The organism is Tistrella arctica (assembly GCF_039630945.1).
Taxonomy (GTDB): Bacteria; Pseudomonadota; Alphaproteobacteria; order Tistrellales; family Tistrellaceae; genus Tistrella; species Tistrella bauzanensis.
In genome coordinates, this window is the sequence record NZ_JBBKTV010000008.1 from 371,120 (window position 1) to 391,940 (window position 20,821).

Sequence of the window (20,821 nt, forward strand, 5' to 3'; positions counted from 1 at the left end):
GCCATTAACCATGAAAAAAGCGTGTGGATGCCGCCGATTGACGCTCAGCGTTCGGTGAGTGCCATTTCGCGCAACTTGACGACGGGTTTCAGAAGATAATCCAGCACGGTGCGCCGCCCGGTCAGAATATCGACCTGTGCCACCATCCCCGGCAGGATGTCGAGCGGTCGGCCATCGGGGGCGGTCAGCGTGCCGTCGGTGGTGCGCACCCGCACGACATAGCTGCTCGACCCGTCTTCTTTGGAGATCGCATCGGCGCCGATGGTCTCGACCGTCGCATCCAGCATGCCATAGACCGAATAGTCATAGGCCGTCAGCTTCACCCGCGCCATCTGGCCGGGATGCAGAAAGGCGATATCCGCCGGCTTCACCTCGGCCTCGATCAGCAGCGCATCTTCGACCGGCACGATCTCCGCCAGCGGCTGGCCGGGGGTCGCGACACCGCCTTCGGTGGTGACCAGCACCCGGTTGATGATGCCCTTCACCGGCGAGCGCACCTCGGTCCGCCGTACCTTGTCGACCAGCGCCGGCAATTGATCGACCATCCGGTCGTGATCGAGCTTGGCGGTCGCCAGCTCCTCGATCGCGCGGGTCCGAAAGCGTTCCTGGGCGGTCTTGCGCTGCTGCTCGACCTCGTCGATCGCGGCCTCGGCGCGGGCGACCGCCAGCCGCCCGCCCTCGATCGCGCCCTCGGCCTCGGCCAGCCGCTGCCGGGCCCGGATCCGGTCGAGCCGCGGGGCCAGTCCGCGCGCGACCAGCGGCTCCAGCACACCCAGTTCCTCGGCGGCAAGTGCCTGCCGGCGCCCGGCATTGTCGAGCGCTGCCCGTGCCTCGTTCAGCGCCTCGCGCCGCTGGCGGGTCTGGGCATCGAGCATGGCCAGCGTCGAGGTCAGTTCCGCCGCCCGGGCCCCATGGATGCTGCGCTCGACCTCCACCACCTCGGGCAGAAGATCGGCGGCGAAGACCGGCGCCTCGAACCGCGCCTCGGCCGCCAGCCGCGCCAGCCGGGCGCGACCGGCCAGAAAATCGGTCCGGCGCTGGTCGTATTCGGCCCCGAACTGGGTGGCATCCAGCCGGATCAGCAGATCGCCCGGTTCCACATGGTCGCCGGCTTTGACCAGGATCTCCGAGACGATGCCGCCTTCCAGGTTCTGGGCCACCTGCACGCGTTTGGATGGCACCACCCGGCCATCACCACGGGTCACCTGATCCAGTTCGGCGATCGCCGCCCAGACGATCAGGGCAATCACCGCCAGACAGACCGTCAGGATGATGACGCCCGGCACCAGCGATCGGCGCTCTGGCGCCTCACCCGGAAACAGATCGGCGGTGGGGTCAGTCGAGATGGCCACGGGTCGCCTCCCTCTTCGGCATCTTCGCCGGTGTCGTCACCGGATCGGGCCGGTTGGCCGGCGCATCGGCCACCGGCCCCTGAAGCGCCGACAGCACCTCGGCCTTGGGACCATCGGCCACCACCCGGCCGTGATCCAGCACGATCACCCGGTCGACCAGTTCCAGCATCGACATGCGATGGGTGACCAGGATCAGCGTCCGGTCGCCCAGATGCGGCTTCAGGCGTTTGACGAACAGGGTTTCCGACCGGACATCCATCGATGCCGTCGGCTCGTCCATCACCAGCACCCGCGCCGGCGACACCAGCGCCCGGGCCAGGGCGATCGCCTGGCGCTGGCCGCCCGACAGCCCCTCGCCCCGCTCCCCCAGCATCACGTCATAGCCATCGGTCATGCCGCCGATGAAGTCATGCACGCCCGCGACCCCGGCCGCGGCCAGCATCCGTTCATCCGACGGCTCGTCGGCGCCCATCAGGATATTGTCGCGCACCGTGCCGCTGAACAGCGGCGCATCCTGAAGCACCGCCGTCACATGGCGGCTGAGTTCATCGGGATGCAACTGGCGCAGATCGACATCGTCGAGCAGCACCGTTCCGTCGCTCGGCGCATACAAGCCGGCCGCGAGCCTCACGATCGTGCTCTTGCCCGAACCGATGCGGCCCAGCACCGCCACCTTCTCGCCCGGCTGGACGATGAAACCGGCCTGGGTCAAGGCCGGCTGGCGGCCGCGCGGATAGGTGAACGACGCGCCCCGGAAGGTGACCCGTCCATCGATCCGCGGCCGGGTGAGATAGGTCCGGCCCGGCTCCACGGTCGCGGCCAGCGCCATCAGCCGGTCGATCGCGCGATAGGACTGGGCGGCATGGTTCAGCCGGGTCAGCAGGGTGGCGATCTGCGCCAGCGGCGCCAGTGCCCGGCCGCACAGGATGACGCTGGCGATCAGCGCGCCGATCGACACCGTGCCCTCACGCACCAGGAACACGCCAAGAAACACGATCGCAACCTGCGCCCCCTGCTGCACGAAGCTCGCCAGATTGATCGCAAGCTGGCTCCAGAACCGGCTTTTCGACTGGATCGCCGCCTGAAGTTCCACCGAGTCGCGCCAGCGCCGGGCCATCACCCGTTCGGCGCGGGCGCCCTTCACGCCCTCCAGCGCGCCCACGGTTTCCACCAGCACGCCATGCTTGGTCTGGGCCGCCTTGTGGCCTTCGCGCGCCGCACGCGCCAGCATCGGCTGCACCAGCAGGCCTGCCGCCACCACCAATGGCACCGCCAGCGCCGGCACCCAGACCAGCGGCCCGCCGACGATCAGGATCACGCCCAGAAACAGCGCCACGAAGGGCAGGTCGACAAACGCCGCCAGACTGGCCGAGGTGAGGAAATCCCTGAGCGATTCGAATTCGCGCACCGTGGCCGCAAAGGCGCCCGACGACCCCGCGCGATGCTCCAGCGGAATCCGCAGCACATGGCCGAAGACCCGGCGGCCGATGCGTTCATCCGCCGCCTGCCCGGCCACGTCGATCACATGGCCGCGCAGCATCTTCAGCAGAAAATCGAACACCAGCACCAGCACCATGCCCAGGGTCAGGGCAACCAGCGATTCGATCGCGTCATTGGGAATGACCCGGTCATAGATCGTCATGATGAACAGCGACGATCCCAACGCGAACAGGTTGATGACCGCCGCCGCCAGGGCGATCTGACCGAAGGCCCGCCATTCGCGGCGCACGCTGCCCCAGAACCAGTGTCCGGGGCGCTTCGACGGGTGCAGACGGTCCATCGGCGACCCGTCGATGTCATGACCGGTCATTCGGTTTCTCCCACCTTGCCGGCACCCATGGCATCGATGGGGCCGTCACCGTCCAGGACATGCAGGCGCAGGACACCACTGGCTTCCAGCAACCGCCAATGGGCACGTTCCGCCTCCACCCGGCCCGAAACCAGCCGGCTCGCGGCCAGGTGGTAGTCGCGCTCCACCTCGATCAGATCCAGCAGGTCGCGAACCCCGGCCTCGAACTCGCCGCGAAAGATGTCGCGGGCCCGTTCATTGGCGGCCAGCGCGCCGATCAGCGCGCCCAACTCGGCATCGCGGGCGGCACGGGCGGCAATCGCCGCCGTGACATCGCGGGTCAGGATCCGCCGCAACCGGGCCGTCTCGGCTTCCGCCGCCCGCATCGCGGCCCTGGCCTGGGCCTGACGGCCACCGCGCGCGCCGCCGTCATAAAGCGGCATGCTGACCACCATCCGACCGACCAGATCGCTTTCACGGCCGCCATCCAGCACGTCATAGCGCCGCCCCTGCACCTGCAGGCTCAATTCGGGCCAGTCGGTGGCCGCCGCGGCATCGGCATCGAAGCGGGCGGCACGTTCGCGGTCGCGGCGGGCGGCAAGCGCCGGGCTGGCGGTCTCGATCAAGGCCAGCGCATCATCGGTCACCGTCGGCGCATCCGGGCGCGGCGGCAGCGCCAGATCATCGCCCGGTGCTGCGCCATACAATTCGACATAGGCCTGCCGGGCCTGATCCAGCGACCGGGTGGCGGCGGCGCGGCTTGCGCGGGCATCGGCCAGCCGCGCCCTGATCCGCACCTCGTCGCCCTCCGTGCCGCCACCAAGGCTGCGGCGTTCGGCGATGCGCTCTTCCAGAGTGAGATAGGCCGCGGTTTCGGCCTCGGCCAGCGCCAGCCGGGTGCGCGCCTCCACGACATCCAGGTACACAAGCACCGCGTCGCGGATCAGCAGCGCCGCCTCGTCGACATCCTCGGCGCGGCTGGCCGACACGCGGGCACGCGCGCCGTCGATGCGGTCGAAGGTGGCGCCACCATCATAGATAAGCTGGCGCGCGGTCAGCACCGCGTCGCTGCGGTCGTCGGAACTGCGGATGCGGCTGTCCAGGGCATCGATGCCGTTATCGGCCAGCCGGCGGGAGGCATCGAAGCCCAGATCGATCGCCGGATATTGCGCGGCACGCGCTTCCGTGACCCGGCCTTCGGCGCCGCCGATCACCGCCCGCGCCGCATCGCGGCGCGGGTGATCGGCGGCAACCGCGATCAGCCGGTCACGGAACCGCGCCCATGCCACCGGCGCCGCATCGACCGCGACCGGCGGCGCCCGGAAGCCGTCGGGCAGTGGCAGGGGCGGCAGAACCGGCATGCCGGGCAGCATCGCGAGCGGCGGCATGGGGCCGGTCAACGGCAAAGCCTCCGTCGCCTCGACAGGCAGGACACGATCCGACGCGACGGCCGGGGCGGAAAGCAGCAGGGTCACGACACCGGCCGCCACCAGTCTGGCGGCGGCACTGCGGTTGATATGGATCGGAAACAGGGCCGGTTACTCCGGTCGGTCGGGCCGTGGGCGGGGGCCACGGGTTGCAAGTGGGTGTCCCCACAGGCGGCAAGGCCTGTGGGGAGGATCATGTGGCGATCGGGCGGCGGATGCGGCTCAGGCCGCCGCCACGCCCAAGGCATCGTCCAGGTCGTCGCGCCAGCCCGCCGGCCCATCCAGCACGAAGCTGTCGGCGCCCAGATCGTCGGCCACGACACCGGCCAGCGTCAGGCTGCCCGAGACGGCACCGCCGCCACTGCCGAGCAGGCCGTCCAGATCGATCACGGCATTGCCCTCGACCGTGATGGCGCGGCCCAGCACATCGGCGATGGTCAGCAAAGCACCATCGGCGCCCCGCAGATCGCCAAGATCGATCCGATCCCCCTCGGCGCCCGAGAAATCGGCGATGGTCACCGCAAGGTCGAGCGCGCCATCCGCCTCACGCGGGGCCAGAATGAACCGGTCGGCACCCGATCCACCGAACAGGTCGACCGCCTCGCCCGCCGCATGACCGGCGACGATCCGGTCGGCCCCCGACCCGCCCGACAGATGATCGGGGCCGGCCGTGCCGACGATCAGATCGTCACCGGCGCCCCCGAAGACGGTGTCCTCGCCGGCGCCGGGCAGGATGATGTCGGCACCGTCCAGCCCGTCGATCCGGTCGGCGCCATCGGTGCCGATCAGCAGGTCGTCGCCGGCACCGGCACGCCAGGCCGGCACGTCGACCAGCACCAGACCGTCGGCCCGATTGCCCAGCGCATCCTCGACCACATAAGTGAAGGCCGTGGTGCCGAAGAACGTCCGGTCGGGGGTGATGGTCAGGGCACCGGTGTCCGGGTCCAGCGTCACCGCGATCTCGCCCGCCATCGCGGCCGGCACCGCCACCGACACCAGGGTCAGCGTGCCGGCGCCGTCGGCCAGCGCCACATCGTCGGCCACAGGGTAGGTCGCGTCATCGGGTGTCAGCGTCAGGCTGTCGCCGCGCGCGACGCTGAAGACGTCGGCGGCCGCGATCAGCTTCGCATCCGCCGCCGCCACATCGGGCAGCACATCGGCCAGCCGGGTGATCAGCGCATCCAGATCGGCGCCGTAACGCGCCTCCAGACGATCGGCCGCGCCGTTATCTGCGGTGCCCGCCGCCAGAGCAGCGATTTCCTCGGGCAGCACCTGATCGGCGAGCAGTGCCGTCGCCCGCGCGGTCGACGACAGCGGATCGGCGGCCATCTCGGTGTCGAGACGGGCGTTGATCGCGGCCAGCGCATCCGCCATCCGGCTGATATCGGCGGCAACCGCATCGGTGCCGGCCGCGGCGGTCAGCAAGCCATCGAGCGTCGCAAGGTCGGCAAGATCGATTGTCTCGCCGGTGGTAACCCGTTCGCCCAGCAGATCCAGCGCCCGATCGGCCGCGGCCATGTCGGTCACGCCGTCCTGAACCGCCTGCAGGGCCGCAAGGGTGGCATAGACCATATGGCCCTGGGCCAGAACGTCGCGCGCCAGGGCATCTTCGGCACCGCCAAGGGCCGCCAGCGGATCGAAGGTGGCGAGATCGGTGCCGGCGGGCAGGCCAAGTGCCGCCAGCACGGCCGAGGCATCGGCGGTCTCGACCAGCAGCGTGGTCAGGGGGGTCACCATCTCGGACCCCTCCGGCGCCATCAGCCGGCCGATCACGGCACCGGTGGTGGCATCGACGCCGCCCTCGGTGACGATCTGGCCGCTCTGGCCGTCGATGCGCACGCGGCCATCGGCATCGGAGACGGCACCGGCCTCGCCTTCGTCGCGTGTCCGGTCGCCATCGGCATCCAGGAAGGCACCGGCGCCCGCGACCTGATCCTTGACCAGACGCGCATCGGTCACCCGCGCCGGCAGCGGATCATTGTTGTCGGACGAGCAGGCGGCAAGCGCCAGCGCCGCGACCGCGACACCGCCGAAGCCGGCGCCGCGATCGGTCGTGAACCGCACCAGGCGGTTGCGCAGGCTGCGGCGCAGAGCGCTCGTCGAGGCCGCATCGGCAGCCTGCGCCGCGCGGGTGGCAGAAAAGAGGCCGGTTCCCGACAGGGTGGCGGCACCGGGGAGCCGAAGCCCCCCGGTGCCGTCATCCAGGCCGAGATCCGTGAAGGTCGGGATCTGGCTCATGGTCATCATCATCCGTCCCGATCAGGCGGCCGCCGCCGCGGCCATGTCGTCGTCGAAGCTGCCGTTCGAGAACACGAAGCTTCCAGCGCCCAGATCGTCGATCCCGATCGCGGCCAGGGTCAGCGAACCGGCAACCGCCTCACCACCCGTGGTGAACAGGCCGTCCAGATCGATGACCGCATCGCCGTCGGTGGCGGTGGCGCGGCCGATCACGTCATCCAGCACCAGCACCGCGCCATCGGCGCCGCGCAGCCCCGACAGGTCGAGCACATCGCCTTCGATCGTCGAGAAATCGGCGATCACCGCCGCGACATCGATGCCGGCATCGTCCGCCGCCATGAAGCCGAAGGTGTCGGCGCCCGAGCCGCCGAACATCACCACGTTTTCGCCCGCCGCATGGCCGGCCGCGATGGTGTCGTTGCCCGAGCCGCCCGACAGCGCGTCATTGCCGGCCGCGTCGTACAGCTCGTCGTCACCGGCGCCGCCCATCAGGGTGTCAGTGCCCTTGCCGCCGTCGATCCGGTCGTTGCCGGCACCGCCGTCGATGACGTCGTCGCCGGCGCCACCCCGGACGGTGTCGGCACGCGCACCGAAGGTGGCATCGTCATTGCCGGCCGACAGAACCAGCACGCCATCCTCGACCGTATAGGCCCGGTCGCCGAAGGCGATGACATCCGCCTGCACCCGGTTCTGAGCACCGGTTTCGGTGTCGGTGATCACATAGGCCGGCGCATCGGCATCGAAGGCTGTCTCACCCGCCGCCAGCAGCCGGTTGTAGAGGCTGATGTCGAAGGCGTTCATCTGCGTGATCGTGACCATGGCCGGGTCGAGATCCAGGCTGACCGTGTCGATACCGGCGCCGCCGATGGCGATGTCGGCGCCGCTGCCGGTGCTGATCATGTCGTCGCCGCCCACGCCGACGATGATGTCGTCGCCGCCGGCCCCGGACATATGGGCGTCGCCGCCCTCGACCGCCTTGAAGCTGTCATCGCCGGCGCCACCTTCCGCCGCACCCACGATCTCGACCGTGACGGTCGCGCTGTCGGTGCCGCCGGCCGCGTCGGTGGCGATCACCTCGAAGCTGTCGGTCGCAAGCTCGCCCGGATCGAGCGAGGCCAGCACCGCCGCATCGGCCTGATAGGTATAGCGGCCGGCCTCGTCGATCTCGACCGTGCCCTTGGTCGGCGCCTCGCCGGCCGAGAAGGTCAACGCATCGCCATCGCTCGACACCGCCAGCGGTGCGGTGATGTTGTAGAGCGTGGTGGTGCCGCTGACCTCGTTGGCGACGATCAGCTTGGCGATGCCGTCCGCCGCATCGCCGGCCGCGATATACAGCAGCCCCTCGGGGCTGACATCGCCTTCGGTCGCGATCAGGTCGAGGAAGGTGACGTTCTCAGGATCGGTGATGTCGAACACCATGGTGGCGCTCGACCGCTCCAGGCCGATGAAGGCGAGCGTGCTGGCACCGTAATGCCCCACCGTCACACCTTCGGGCTCGGGGCCCTTGTTGTCGGAGCGGCTGTCATCCCACAGCTCGGGGTAGCGGGCGGCGATGGTCTTCTCGATCGCGGCGCCGCTGTCGAAGATCATCCGGCCCTGATCGTCGAGGATCGAGAACGACCGGCCGCCATAGGCATAGAGCGCGTCGTAATCGCCGTCGCCATCGGTATCGCCGAGTTCCTTGGTGACCGTCAGCCGGCCCAGATCGTCATCGGCCTGAAGCGCCTCGGCATCCGGAAAGGCGGTCGGGTCGAGGGTCAGATCCTTGACCCGCTCTTCCTCGGCATAATCGGCCCATTCGCGGGCGTCGCCCTCATTGGCGATCACCAGATAGGTCTTGCCGTCCTGGCCCGCATAAGACGCGATGGTGTCGGGCATATACATGCCGAAGACCGGATGATTGGCGATATTGATGCCGTCATCACGATCCGAGGCGTCGAACTCGTTGCCCGCGAGCGAATGGTCCTTGTAGCCGAGCGGCACGATCTCGGTCACCACCGGGGCATCGCCCGACAGATCGATGATCGCGATCGCGTTGTTCTCCTGCAGCGTCGCATAGGCGGTCTGGCCGTCGGCGCTGATCGCGATGTATTCGGGCTCGATGTCCTGCGCGACCGTCGACCCAGGGCCGAAGATCCGCACGCCGTCGGCCTTCAGAGCATCAGCCTGATCGTTGAACTGGGTGAAGCCGGCGGTCTGCACCGTGCCGGTCGCCAGATCGATGACACTGATCGAGCCTTCCGGATCGCCCTGGGTGTAATCCTCGGGCTCGCCCTCATTGGCCACCAGAATGCGGGTGCCGTCGGGGGTGAAGGTCACCATGTCGGGCAGGCTGCCGACGGTGTAGCGGCCGATTTCGGCGCCGTCGGTGTCGAACACCATCACCGTGCCGGGCTGGGTCTTGTCCTCGGCGCCGATCGCGACCGCGACCATGCCGTTCTTGACCGAAACGGAGTTGGCGCCGCCGAAATCCGAGGTGTCGAGGCCGCCCAGCACCACGCCGGTGCGCGCATCCATGATATCGACACCATTGGGGCCGACGATGAACACCCGGTTGGTGGCCTTGTCATAGGCCACGATTTCCGAGGCGCCGGCGGTGGTGTCGGTGTTGGTGGTGGTCCACACCGACTGTGCGATCACCGAGCCGCTCGCAGTGTCGTCACCGCTGACGGTGATCGCGCGATCGCCGGCCACCGGGCGGCTGTCGATGTCGCTCTGCACTGCCAGATCGACGATGCGGGTGTCGGCATCGGCATCGGTCTCGGCGGCATCGAAGGCGGTGCCGCCAGTGTCGGTATCATGGTTGTCGAGCAGATATTCGGCCAGGGCGTCCTGTTCGCTGCCCGGTGCCGCGAAATCGGCATCGCCGGCGGCGACATTGTCGCCATCCAGCGCCACGACATTGGCGAAGTCGGGATCGGCGGCAGCGAATTCGGCGAAGGGATAGCCGTCGCCACCTTCCTGCATGAAGCCCAGGGTGACGACCCGGATCGGCCGGGCGGCATCGCCCTGCACCTCGCCGCCGGCCACGATGGTGTCGACCACCTCGCCCGCCGCATTGACGATCTGGAGCGTCTCGACCCGGTCACCGGCGGCGCGGTCGGGGTTGAACGCGACGGTCATGCCGCCGATCTGCGCGAACTGGCCGGGAGTGGCCCCGGGGCCGCTTGCGGCCACCGCGTGTTCCATCACCGCCTTCAACTGTTCCGCCGTGACCGTCTGCATCGACAGCGTGTTGTTGAACCGCAGCGCGTTCTCGATATCGAGCTGCGAGACGTCGCCCTCGTCCTTGCCGGCAACCGGATTGGCCTGCGGCGGCAGCGCCGAGACGACACCGGTCGCATCGTCGACCACGACCTCGCCGATCCCGGCCCGGATGCCGCCGCCATTCTTGATCGAGACCATCACCGTCTCGTCGACCGACTGCGCGGTCGCCAGATTGGCGTCGGCGGAAAGATTGCCCAGATTGGTTTCCTGGGTCCGGACATCGGCGCGATCGCCATCCAGGTACACCGTGGTCTGCCCGAAGATGTTGCCATCCTTTTCGACCACCACCGTCTGCACCGCGTCGACCAGATCATCGACCAGATCGCCCTTGGTGCCCTCGGCGAAGGCCGCGTCGATATCGCCATCCCAGGCGGCCGCGACATTGTCGGTCGTGGTCGCGACCGGGCCGTTATCCGGATTGGCGACGCTGTCGGCGATCACACGGCCCTGATCGTCGAACTCGACGACCAGCCGGCCCAGATAGGAATACTCGCCATCGGTCGACACGATCACGGCGGTGTCGCCATCGGCATTGGTGGTGACGATCGGATAGCCGGCAACCGCCGTGTCACCCGGATTGAGGACATCGCCGTCATTGGCAAGAATGGTGTCGGAACCGCCGGCGATGACCACGTCGACGCCATGGAGCAGCTTGACCAGTTCCTGTTCCAGCGCGATCTGCTGCAGATGGCTGACCAGGACCACCTTGTCGACGCCGCCGGCGATGATCTCGTCGATCACCGGCTGCAGCACGCCGGCCAGGGCCTGCATGTCGTTCGAGGCACTGCCCAGCACCTCGACACCGCCGGGCGACGAGATCGTGGCCAGGATCGGGGTGGTGGCACCGACCACGCCGATGGTCTCGGTGAGGCCGGTCTCAGGGTCGGTGACGTCGATCAGCGTCGCCGGCGCGATCTTGGGCGTGGTGGTCGAGCCGGCCGACTGGTCCGGGCCGGTCGCGAAGGCATCGGCGTTCAGGATGTCGCCGGTATACAGGCCCGACAGGCTGCTATCGCCCGAAAAGTCGAGATTGGCCGACAGATAGGGAAACTGCGCGCCGACCCAGTTGTCATCGGCGGTGCCGTCCGCCGCGCCGAAGCCCGGCTGCAATAGGCCGGCAATGGTGCCGGTGCCAAGGTCGAACTCATGATTGCCCAGCGCCGAGGCGTCGAAACCGATCACGTTCATGATCGAGATGTCGACACGCCCGCCACCCACGGCCAGCGCGGCATAGGCCGCATCGCCGGTCAGGTCGTAGAGATCGTTATAGACGTCGTTGAACACGCCGGTCGATGCGAAGGACGGATCCGACGCCGCGTTGAAGAATGGACCCGACAGGTAATTGTCACCCGCCGACAACGTGATCGAATAGCCGTAGTCGTCTTCATAGGCATCGATCAGCGCCGCGAAATTGGCGGCACGGCCAATGGCGTCGACACCGCCTTCAAGGTCCGAGGCGTGCAGGATCTGAAGCTGCATGGTCCATTATCTCCGGCTGTCGGGACTGCGTCTGACGCAGGGTTGCGCATCACGCCGCGACCATCCGCGCCTGATGCTGCGGGATCACCATGCCGGAGGTCGGTTTCAGAAATGGGTCGACTTCGTTAAATCAGTGCCGAGGCGCGAACCTTTGTGCCGGCCCTGATGAGTGCCGAGCCGATATGTGGCTGCCCATCCTGGCAGAGCCTCGCCAGGCGGATGAAAATGCCGCTACCTACTCATGCATGCATGCGAAGTCATCTACTATTCGGAGAAATATTTCACAATGAATATGCAATGGGTTGACTAAACATCCTCACGCGATCAAAACTTACAGTCCTATATATCAAAAAGAGTGGCCCCCACGACCGAGGCCACCTGCCCTGTGCCAACTTCACCGGAACGTTGAGGAGGAGACGAAGATGACCGACCGCGTCACCACCATCGAGACCACCGACGACCGTGTCGCCGACGAGGTCTCGCCCCAGATCGACACGACGCCGTCCAGCCCCGCCGACACGGCGACGGGCAGCACGGCCGGTGGCATCGATGCCGGCAAGGTCGACGCCGGCGACGGCGATGTCGACGGGTTGGAGGATTTCGACCTCGACGACGTCGAAATCATCGAAAGCAAGGTTTTCGCCTGACCGGCCGCGCGGTCCGCGCGACGCTGCCCCCGCTGCACCGCTGCGCATCCACGGCCCGATCAGTCCCCGCACGAGAGACCGCCGACCGGCCATAAGGGCCACTAATCCGGCGTGCGCCATCCGTGACGGAGCCTTCCCGGCCCACGCATGCGGCGTATACCTGCGTCGCTCCGTTCCCGCCCACGACCGGCTATCCCGATGACCGGCGCTCAGACGCCGGTCCCCGAACGAGCCAGAATCCGCAAAGGCCCCCGCAGACAGGCCCGGCGGATTTCGAGGGGATGGACATGCCTGATACCATGATGACCACCCGCGCCAGTTGTTCGGCTTCGGCCGGCTTTGGCGCGAAGGCGCGGCTGAATGTGGGCCTCGTCGCCTATAACTGGGAAGCGGATACCTCGCTCGCCCTGTGGAATCTCGTGACCTACGCCCGACGCACGCCTGCCATCGCCGACCGGGTGACCTTCGTCGAGCATTGCGCGGCCACGCCCAAATCCCTGATGGATGAAGAGGCGCAACTGTTTTTCCTGCTGAAATGGCAGGAAACGCACCAGTTCGACGTGATCGGATTCTCCTGTTACATCTGGAACATCAAATTCGTTCTGCGCGCGGCCAAGGCGATGAAAGAGCTGTGGCCCGAGACCGTCATCATCTTCGGCGGCCAGCAGATCCGCGGCTCGTATATCCCGTTCGTGTTCGACCGCGAGCGCTGTGCCGATATCTGCGTCGGCAACGAAGCCGAAGTCACCTTCCGTGACATGCTGCTCAACTTCCTCGATGGCACGCCGAAGCTGTCGGCGGTGGGCGGCATCTCGTATATGAAGGTCGCCGGCGATGCCGACCGCTTCCACATCTTCGACGGCTTCGGCCGCGTGCCGGCCGACCGGCTCTATCACGAGACGGCAGACGCCACGCTGATCGAGGACATCAACGACATCCCCTCGCCCTATCTCGGCGCCATCGACCTGCCGATGGGCGGCGCCTTCCTGTATGAAGCCTCGCGTGGCTGCCCGTATCGCTGTTCGTTCTGCATCTGGGGCGAAAGCAAGGGCGTGCGCGAATACGAGATGGAGCGGGTCGAGGCCGAGCTGCACAACATCCTGGCGCATCATCCGTCGCACATCATGTTCTGCGACGGCACCTTCAACATGCGCAAGGACCGGGCGGCGCGGATCCTGGAAATCCTGGTCGAACATCTCCGCGATGGCCGGGTGCAGCCCTTCAGCCTGCTTCTGGAACTGAAGCTGGAGATCATCGACGACAATCTGGCGCGGGTGATGGACGAACTGGTCCAGTTGAACCCGCTGGTGACCTTCGAATTCGGCCTGCAGAGCGCCAGCCAGGAAGCCGCGAAGCTGATGCGCCGGCCCTTTGCCGAAGACCGCTTCCGCAAGGCCTGGAACCGCCTGTCCGACCAATTGAAATCCTCGGCGATCATCGACTGCATCTATGGCCTGCCCGGCGATGGCATCGAGCAGTTCATGCAGACCGTGGACTTCTGCTATTCGCTGTCGCCGCATCGCATCCAGGCCTTCCGGCTGTCGATCCTGCCGGGGTCGGAATTCGAGCGGCAGGCGGAAGAGCACGAAATCCGCTACATGCGCGAGCCCAACCACATGGTCTACGAGACCAAGTGGCTGAACCTGGATCAGATGGCCTGGGTCGAAACCTTCGGCTTCGCCGTCGCCGACCTCTATCACTTCCACGGCACCACGATCAAATGCCTGCTGACCATGAAGGACCAGTTGGGCCTGACCGGGTTCAGCGGTCTGATCAAGAGCTTCGTGGACTGGGCGGGCCGCGAACGGATCCTGGGCAGCATCTATGCCGGCAACCGGCCGGAAGGTCGCTGGCGCGCGATCGATCTGTCGAAGCTGTTCGAGCGATATGTCGTCAATCACCTGCTGGCCGATGCCGGCATGGCCGATCCGGCGATCGTCGAACGCCTGCACGACCTGTTCCGCTATGAGGTCACCATGGGTCGTGTGGCCGTGGGCGGTATCGCCGAAAGCCCGCTGCCGGCCCTGTCCGCGGGTGGTGGTGCGGCCGATCTGGCGATCCGGGTGGAGCTGATGCACAGCCGCTTCAACATTCCGGCTTTCCTGATCGCCGCGCGTGGCCAGTCGGATATCGAGATCATGGACATGGACATCGCCGACAGCCATGTCGCCTTCACCCAGAAGGCCGGCCACCAGGGCGTGCTGGTGCCGATCTCGTACCGGATCAGCGGCCGCATGGCCTCGCTGATCGAGGCGGCCCGGCGCGATACCGCGGCAGGCGCCGGGCTGGCGCCGATCCTGTCGAAGCTGGTCAAGATCGGCATCGTCGCCGAAGCCGGCAGCGCCTGACGGGACGCCCAGTTGCACCGGGTAGAAATCCGGGGTACCGGGCAGAAATCCGGCGGCGGAGCAGCGCTGCCGCCGGATTCATGTTCCGCCCCCTGAAAAATCAACCTATGATTATGCGACCCCACATTTCCGGAGCGCCCCCCGGTGCCGATGCTGGACGTGCCCTCGCTTGAATTCGTCTGGCCGGTCGTGCTGTTCGCGACCGTCGCCCTGCTCTCTCCCGGACCGAACACGGTCCTGCTCACCACGTCTGGCGCCAGTTTCGGCTTCAGGCGCAGCCTGCCGGCGATGGCCGGTATCTGCTTCGGTGCGCCGTTGCTGATCCTGGCGGTCGGGCTGGGCCTGGGCACGATTCTGGAGACCATCCCCCAGACCCGGATCGCGATCGAGATCCTCGGGATCGCCTATATGCTCTGGCTGGCCTGGAAGATCGCCAGCGCCGAGCCGCGCGGGCTGGATCAATCGGTCGGTCAGGCCGAGGGCACACCCGTCGGGCTGATCCAGGCGGCCCTGCTGCAATGGGTGAACCCGAAGGTCTGGACCATGGCCGTGGCGACCATGGGCGCCTATGGGGCGGCGGCCAACAATCCGACGATCCAGGCGGTGATCATCGCCCTGGTGTTTTTCGTGGTCTGCGTGCCGGCGGCGGTGATCTGGACCGGGTTCGGCGTCGCCGTGCGCCGGCTGCTCGCCACCCGCCGCGCGGTCAGGATCTTCAACTGGGTGATGGCGGTGCTGCTGGTGGCGTCTCTGATCCCCATCGTCCTGGGCTGACTTAATCCCGGGCTGGCCGCCCGTCACGCTCCGCGCTGACTGATCATAAGGACCATCCGCCATGGACAAGCCCGCACCGGTCGGCGTCGGCCTTCAGTACAACCCTGAAATTCTCGACTGGTTTCCGTTCGAGAGCCAGCCGGTCGATCTGTTCGAAGTGCTGCTGGACGCGATCATGGGGCCATTGGACAGCCCGTGGATTTTCCGTCCCGGACAGGAACGCCGCACCCGGGCGCTCGGCGACCGGACGCCGCTTCTGGCCCATTCCAATTACGGCTGCGAATTCGGCTTCGGTCCGCTGGAAGACAGCCCGGCCGTACGCCGGCATGTGGCGCTGGCGCAGGCGATCAACAGTCCCTGGGTGGCCGACCACTGCTTCTATGGCGATGCCTCCTGGCTCGATATCTGGTCGAGCCCGGTGCAGTTCTCACGCCCCGAGATCATCCGTGTGGCCGATCGTGCCCGCCGGCTTCAGGATCTCTATGGCATGCCGCTCGCCCACGAGAACGCGGCCTATTACATGCCGACGCCGGGCGGGCAGATGCGCGAGGCCGAATTCATGGCGCGCATGGTGGAACGGGCCGGCACCTGGCTGCATCTGGACCTGCACAACGTCTATACCAATTCGGTCAATCTGACGGGCTATGACGCCCGCGATTATCTGGACACGATCCCGCTGGACCGGGTGCTGTGCATCCACCTAGCGGGCGGTTCCTGGTATGACGGGCTGTATCACGACTGGCATGACAGCACCGTGCCCGAACCGGTGTGGGAGATGCTGGACGTGGTGCTGGCCCGCACGCTGCCCTCGGCCGTGATCCTGGAATTCCAGGGCCGCGCCCATCATCCCCAGACCCGCGAGCTGGGCGGTGCCGAGGACGAGGCGATGATCCGCGGCGACCTGATCCGCGCCAAGACCGCCTGGGACGCGGCCGCGGCCCGCCACGGCATGGCCGTGGCCGGACGGGCGGCCGCGCGGGAGACGGTGTGATGTCCATGACGCCAACGATGACGACAGATCCGCAATCCGCCGCCATGGCACTGCCGGCCCGGCTGGTCTATGGCGTCTGGCGGCGCATCCTGCGTGAAGCACCGCTGGCCGAGGCCATGTTCGACGACGCGGTCGATGATGCGGCGCTGGAACGGCGCTTCGCGCTGTCGGCACCGGAATGCGCGGCGGTACGGGCCTATGCCGCCACGCCCAAGCCGACCCGGATGTTCATCCTGAACTATCGCTTCCGAATGGTCGGTTCGGTGCAGAACGCGCTTGAATCGGCGGCCCCGCTCACCTATCGCGCCATCAAGGGGGCCGGCCTCGACCTCAAGGCGCTGGCCACGGAATTTCTCGACAGCGACGGGTGGCGCGATGACGGACCGTTCGTGGTTGGCTATTGCGCGCGGGTGCTCGATTTTCTGGCCGAGGCCCCGGCCACGGCACACCCGGCCGGCCTGCGCGACCTGATCGCGCTCGACCGCGCCACCGCGGGCCTGATCCGGTCGCTGGCCGACCGGCCGCAAGCGGCGACGCCGGACGATGGACGGCTGCACGTCACCGGCCGCGCGGTGGCGGTGGAAACGGCCCATGACCTGTCGCCTTGGCTGCGCAGTACGGCACGGATCGGCCAGGATGATCTGCCGGCGAAGCCGTCGGCCTATCTCTCATCCATGTCCGATCTGGCGGCGTCGCCCAAGCTGAGTGGGCTGCCGCTGCGGGCGGCACGGATCCTGGCGGCATTGAACGCCGGAGCAGTCGACCGGCAGGGTCTGCGGCAGCGTCTGGCCGATGTGGGAGAGCTGGCCGAGACGCCCCAGGACACGGCACTGATTGCCCGGCTGGCCGAACGCGGCGCCATTGTCGGGCCCCTCGCATGACCATCGCGACGCCGCCGCCTGCCCGACGCCCGGGCCACGACGCCGACGCACCGGCGTCTTCGACAAGGATCGAGTGGTTCCCGCTGGGCTGGATGCGCGGCGCGGGCTTCGGTTTCCACCGGTTGACCGCCGCCTGCCTGCCCGATGACGTGCTGTCGGTGATCGACGACGACACCGTTCCGGCCGCCGAACGGCAGGCCGTCTTCGCCGGCGCCGCGGCCAGCGGTCGCAGGCGTCTGGTCGCCGGCCTGACCGATCCGCTGGCCGCCGAAGCCCTGTTCCTGTCCAACCGCGATGCGCCGGCGCGGATCACCGAGCTTGCCGCTGAAAACCTGGACCAGCCGCGCAAACGCGCCCGTCAGAAATTGCGGCTGGCCTGGAGTTATCTTCAGCGTTTCGCTGCCAAGAACGATACCGCCAGCTTTTTCGGCCCGGTGGCCTGGGGCGTGCTCGATCCGGATGCCCCGCGGGCCCTTGCCCTGACCGGCACGCCCGACCGTCTGATCGGCGCCCGCCACACGGTCATCGAACACTGGGTCGCGGAAGCGCTGGCCCAGGCGGTTGCAGCCGACCCGGCTCTTCAGAACGATCTGCCTCTAGCGCTCAACCCCGGCTGCACGGTGCTGGCGGGCAATCGGCTGCATCTGCCGGTCGACCGGCAGGTGGCGTTGCCGCCGCTGCATGCGGCGATCCTCTCGGCCGTGGCAGCCGGCGGCGATAGCGGGCTTCATCCCCACGACATCCATGACCGGCTGCGGCCGCAGGGGCACGATCCCGGCCGCGTCACCGCCGCCATGGCCGTGCTGGCAGCAAGACGGGTGCTGCTGCCGGCGATCCGGCCGGCCCCGGGCGGCCCGGCGCCGCTTGCCCATCTCGATGGCTGTCTGGCCGCGATCGGAACGCCGGCCGCGGCAGGCTGGCGGGTGCGGATCCGCGATCTTGCGGCCGCGCGGGACGATTTCGCCGCCGGCGATCTGCCGGCGCGGATGATGGCACTCGACCGCATGCATGCGCTGCTGACCGAGATGGGCGCCGACCGGGCGCGGCAGCGCGGACAGATGTATGTCGGTCGCCAGCCGGTCTATGAAGACTGCGCGCGTGGAGCGGGGGTTGTGCTGGGTGGGCCGCTGCTTGCTGCCGCCACCACCGATCTGGCACCGGTGCTGGCGCTGTACCGGGCGGTCGCCACCGCCGCGGCGGCGCTGATCGCAGCCCGCCAGTCACAGGTCTTCGACCGGCTGTCGGCTGACGACGGCAATCCCGACACCAATGGCAGTGGCATCGATCTGGTGCGATTCCTGGCCACGGCCCCCGCGCCCGGCCTTGCCGATGAAGTCGTGGCCGTTCTGGAACCGGCGCTGCGTGCGGCCTGGGATGCCTTGGCGGGCGAACGGATGACCGATCCCGCCAGCCACGACGAAATCAGTCTGCGGCCGGATGATCCGGACCGGATTGCCACGGCGGTATCGATGGCGATCGCCGGTCTGCTGCCCGCCGATCTGCCTGTGCCGGCGACGCTGGGGCTCGACATCGCCTCTCCGGATCTGATGATCGCTGCCGCCAGCATCGCCGCCATCAATCGCGGCGATTACCGGCTGGTGATCGGCGAGGTTCATCCGGCAGTGCTGACCGCGGCCCAGCCGGTGGCGATGCCGTTCTGTCCCGATCCGTCGCGGGTGGTGCGCACGGCCGCCAACTGGGCGATGGCGACCGCGCGCGCCGATACCACGGCCCGGCTGGGTCTGGCCGATGACGGGCAGCATTATCAGCGATCGCATATCGATTGGCCGGACGACCCGGCCTTCGTGGACATCGCCCTGCCGGGAGATCTTGCATGCGGCATGCGTAAGCGTGTTCGTGCAGCGGATTGTCGCGTGATGCGTGACAGCGATGGCCGGTTGGTCGTGCGCACCAGATGCGGGCTGGTCGACGATCTGGGCACGGTCACCCAGACCGCCCTGCACCGGGCGATGTTCGCCCTGGCGGCGGCGGTCATCGGCCGGCATCTCCGCCCGCGCCTGGTACTGGGCCGGCTGATCGTGAAGCGGCGCAGCTGGCGGGTGGCGATCGGCGATCCACGCCCCGGCGGCAAGCCCGCCGAAGATGCCGCGGCCTTCCGCGCGATGCGGGCCTGGGCCCGCGATCTGGGGCTGCCGCCGGCGATCTTTGCCAAGGCACCGGGTGAGCCGAAGCCGGTGTGCATTCTGCTGGATGCGCCGCAGGGCGCCGAGATGCTGGCGCGGTTGCTGGAGCGGCCGGAGCCGATCGACCTGTCGGAAATGCGGCCGGCGCCGGATGAATTATGGCTGGATGCCGGGCAGGAAGGCGCGGTCACCGCGGAGTTCCGCCTGTCGACCCGGATCACCACCCACGCCGATGCCCGCCCCTCAACCTTGGCCGCCGGTGTTCATCCATGACCGCAATGCCTGTATCCGCACCCGATATCGACACCACGGCAACGGCGTCACGTGTGGCCCGCGGCCGGTTCCCCGATCGTTTCGAGCATATCGAGATCACCGAGCCGGCGCGTGGCCGCCGCATCGAGATCACCGATCCCGAGGGCGAGGGCCATTGGGTGCTGGGGCCGGCGGAATTCGCTGTGGCCCGGGTGTTCGACGGGCAATCGACGCTCGATGACCTGGCTGCGCGGCTTGCCGCATCGGGCGTGCGGGCGGATGCCGCCAAACTGGCCCGGTTCGAGGACCGACTGCTGGCGCTGGGCGTGCTGGAGGCCGACGGCCAGACGTCCCGCAGCCGCGACCCCTTCACCGGGTTTCACTTCAGTGTGCTCCACCATCTGGTGATCCAGCGGCTGGGCACGGTGCGGCCCGAACCGGTGCTCGACCGGCTGCTGGCCTGGCCGTTGGTGCTGCGGCTGGCGCTGCTGGCTCTTGCCAGCGCCGCTGCCCTGGCAGTGCCGGTGCTGCTGGTGGCGATGGGCGGCCGCTTTCTGGATGTCACCCTCGCCACCCTGACCGGCTGGACCCTGCCCGCCCTGTACCTCACCACCCTTGCCAGCGGCTTCCTGCATGAAGGTGGGCATGCCCTGGCCTGCCGGGCCATGGGCGTGCGGGTGCGTGAGACCGGGTTTGCGATCTATTTCCTGATGCCCTTCGCCTGGACCCGGCCCGATCGCCGCGACTGGGAGGCATTGCCCATGGGGCACCGGATGGTCGCGATCCTGGCCGGCCCGTTCGCGAGCCAGGCCCTGGCCGGTATCGGACTGGGTTTGATGATGGTCGCGGCCCAGGGCAGCACGGCGTCGACGATCGGTGTGGTGCTGGCCGTGGCCGGTCTGTTCGGCGCCATTGTCACGCTGTTGCCATTCCTGAACGGCGACGGCTATCTGCTTTTGGTCGAGGTGTTCCGCCTGCCCAATCTGCGCCGCCGGTCGTTCGAGCATCTGCGCCGGGTGGCCGGCTTGAAGCGCGGCGGTGCCGGGCCATCACCGGCTCAGACCACAGCCATGGCGGCCGGTGGCCGCGGCGCGCTGTATCTGTTCGTCGCCATCGGCACGATCATCGGCTGGGGCGCGCTGTGGATCGGGATGGCATGGTGGCTGTCCGACATGGTCGCCGGCCTGATCTGATCGCGTCCACCGGTGCCCATCCATTGACTCCATCCATTG

Annotated in this window: 12 protein-coding genes; 7 read left to right on the plus strand and 5 right to left on the minus strand. The window is 68.0% G+C overall.

Annotated features, from left to right (window positions below):
• Positions 1-44: 44 nt before the first annotated feature.
• From WG924_RS20000 to WG924_RS20020, 5 genes are all read right to left on the minus strand, one after another.
• The gene (locus tag WG924_RS20000) at positions 45-1,352 is read right to left on the minus strand and encodes an HlyD family type I secretion periplasmic adaptor subunit (RefSeq protein ID WP_345934856.1); all 1,308 of its coding nucleotides are present in this window, start codon (positions 1,350-1,352) and stop codon (positions 45-47) included.
• Positions 1,336-3,162, minus strand: a complete 1,827-nt coding sequence (locus tag WG924_RS20005; RefSeq protein ID WP_345934857.1) for a type I secretion system permease/ATPase — start codon at positions 3,160-3,162, stop codon at positions 1,336-1,338. The genes WG924_RS20000 and WG924_RS20005 overlap by 17 nt, the downstream gene beginning before the upstream one ends.
• Entirely contained in the window at positions 3,159-4,541 is a 1,383-nt protein-coding gene (locus WG924_RS20010; RefSeq protein WP_345934858.1) for a TolC family protein, read from the minus strand. The genes WG924_RS20005 and WG924_RS20010 overlap by 4 nt, the downstream gene beginning before the upstream one ends.
• Positions 4,542-4,790: 249 nt before the next feature.
• The gene (locus tag WG924_RS20015; RefSeq protein ID WP_345934859.1) at positions 4,791-6,806 is read right to left on the minus strand and encodes a calcium-binding protein; all 2,016 of its coding nucleotides are present in this window, start codon (positions 6,804-6,806) and stop codon (positions 4,791-4,793) included.
• A 21-nt stretch (positions 6,807-6,827) separates the two neighbouring features.
• A complete protein-coding gene (locus tag WG924_RS20020; RefSeq protein WP_345934860.1) occupies positions 6,828-11,552 on the minus strand; it encodes a choice-of-anchor I family protein in 4,725 nt (1,574 codons plus the stop codon).
• Between the two features lie 422 nt (positions 11,553-11,974).
• Here WG924_RS20020 and tmoA point away from each other — a divergent pair, with 422 nt between their 5' ends.
• The 7 genes from tmoA (at position 11,975) to WG924_RS20055 (ending at position 20,782) form a co-directional block, all read left to right on the plus strand.
• Positions 11,975-12,199, plus strand: a complete 225-nt coding sequence (gene tmoA / locus WG924_RS20025) for a pearlin 3-thiahomoleucine biosynthesis carrier peptide TmoA (protein ID WP_345934861.1) — start codon at positions 11,975-11,977, stop codon at positions 12,197-12,199.
• Positions 12,200-12,486: 287 nt separating this feature from the next.
• Positions 12,487-14,547 (plus strand): 3-thiahomoleucine biosynthesis radical SAM protein TmoD, encoded by a 2,061-nt coding sequence (gene tmoD / locus WG924_RS20030; RefSeq protein WP_345934862.1) that lies wholly within the window; start codon positions 12,487-12,489, stop codon positions 14,545-14,547.
• 150 nt (positions 14,548-14,697) lie between these two features.
• On the plus strand, positions 14,698-15,321 hold the full coding sequence (locus WG924_RS20035) for a LysE family translocator (protein ID WP_345934889.1): 624 nt from the start codon (positions 14,698-14,700) through the stop codon (positions 15,319-15,321).
• Between the two features lie 61 nt (positions 15,322-15,382).
• Positions 15,383-16,312: an MbnB/TglH/ChrH family RiPP precursor modification enzyme gene (locus tag WG924_RS20040; protein WP_345934863.1), complete on the plus strand. Its 930-nt coding sequence runs from the start codon at positions 15,383-15,385 to the stop codon at positions 16,310-16,312.
• Entirely contained in the window at positions 16,312-17,193 is an 882-nt protein-coding gene (locus WG924_RS20045; protein WP_345934864.1) for a hypothetical protein, read from the plus strand. Before WG924_RS20040 ends, WG924_RS20045 begins: the two co-directional genes overlap by 1 nt.
• Positions 17,190-19,610, plus strand: coding sequence for a lantibiotic dehydratase family protein (locus WG924_RS20050; protein ID WP_345934865.1), 2,421 nt, complete (start codon positions 17,190-17,192; stop codon positions 19,608-19,610). The genes WG924_RS20045 and WG924_RS20050 overlap by 4 nt, the downstream gene beginning before the upstream one ends.
• Positions 19,607-20,782 carry a M50 family metallopeptidase gene (locus WG924_RS20055; protein ID WP_345934866.1) on the plus strand — a complete coding sequence of 392 codons (1,176 nt, stop codon included), beginning with the start codon at positions 19,607-19,609 and terminating at the stop codon, positions 20,780-20,782. The genes WG924_RS20050 and WG924_RS20055 overlap by 4 nt, the downstream gene beginning before the upstream one ends.
• The last annotated feature ends 39 nt before the right edge of the window (positions 20,783-20,821 follow it).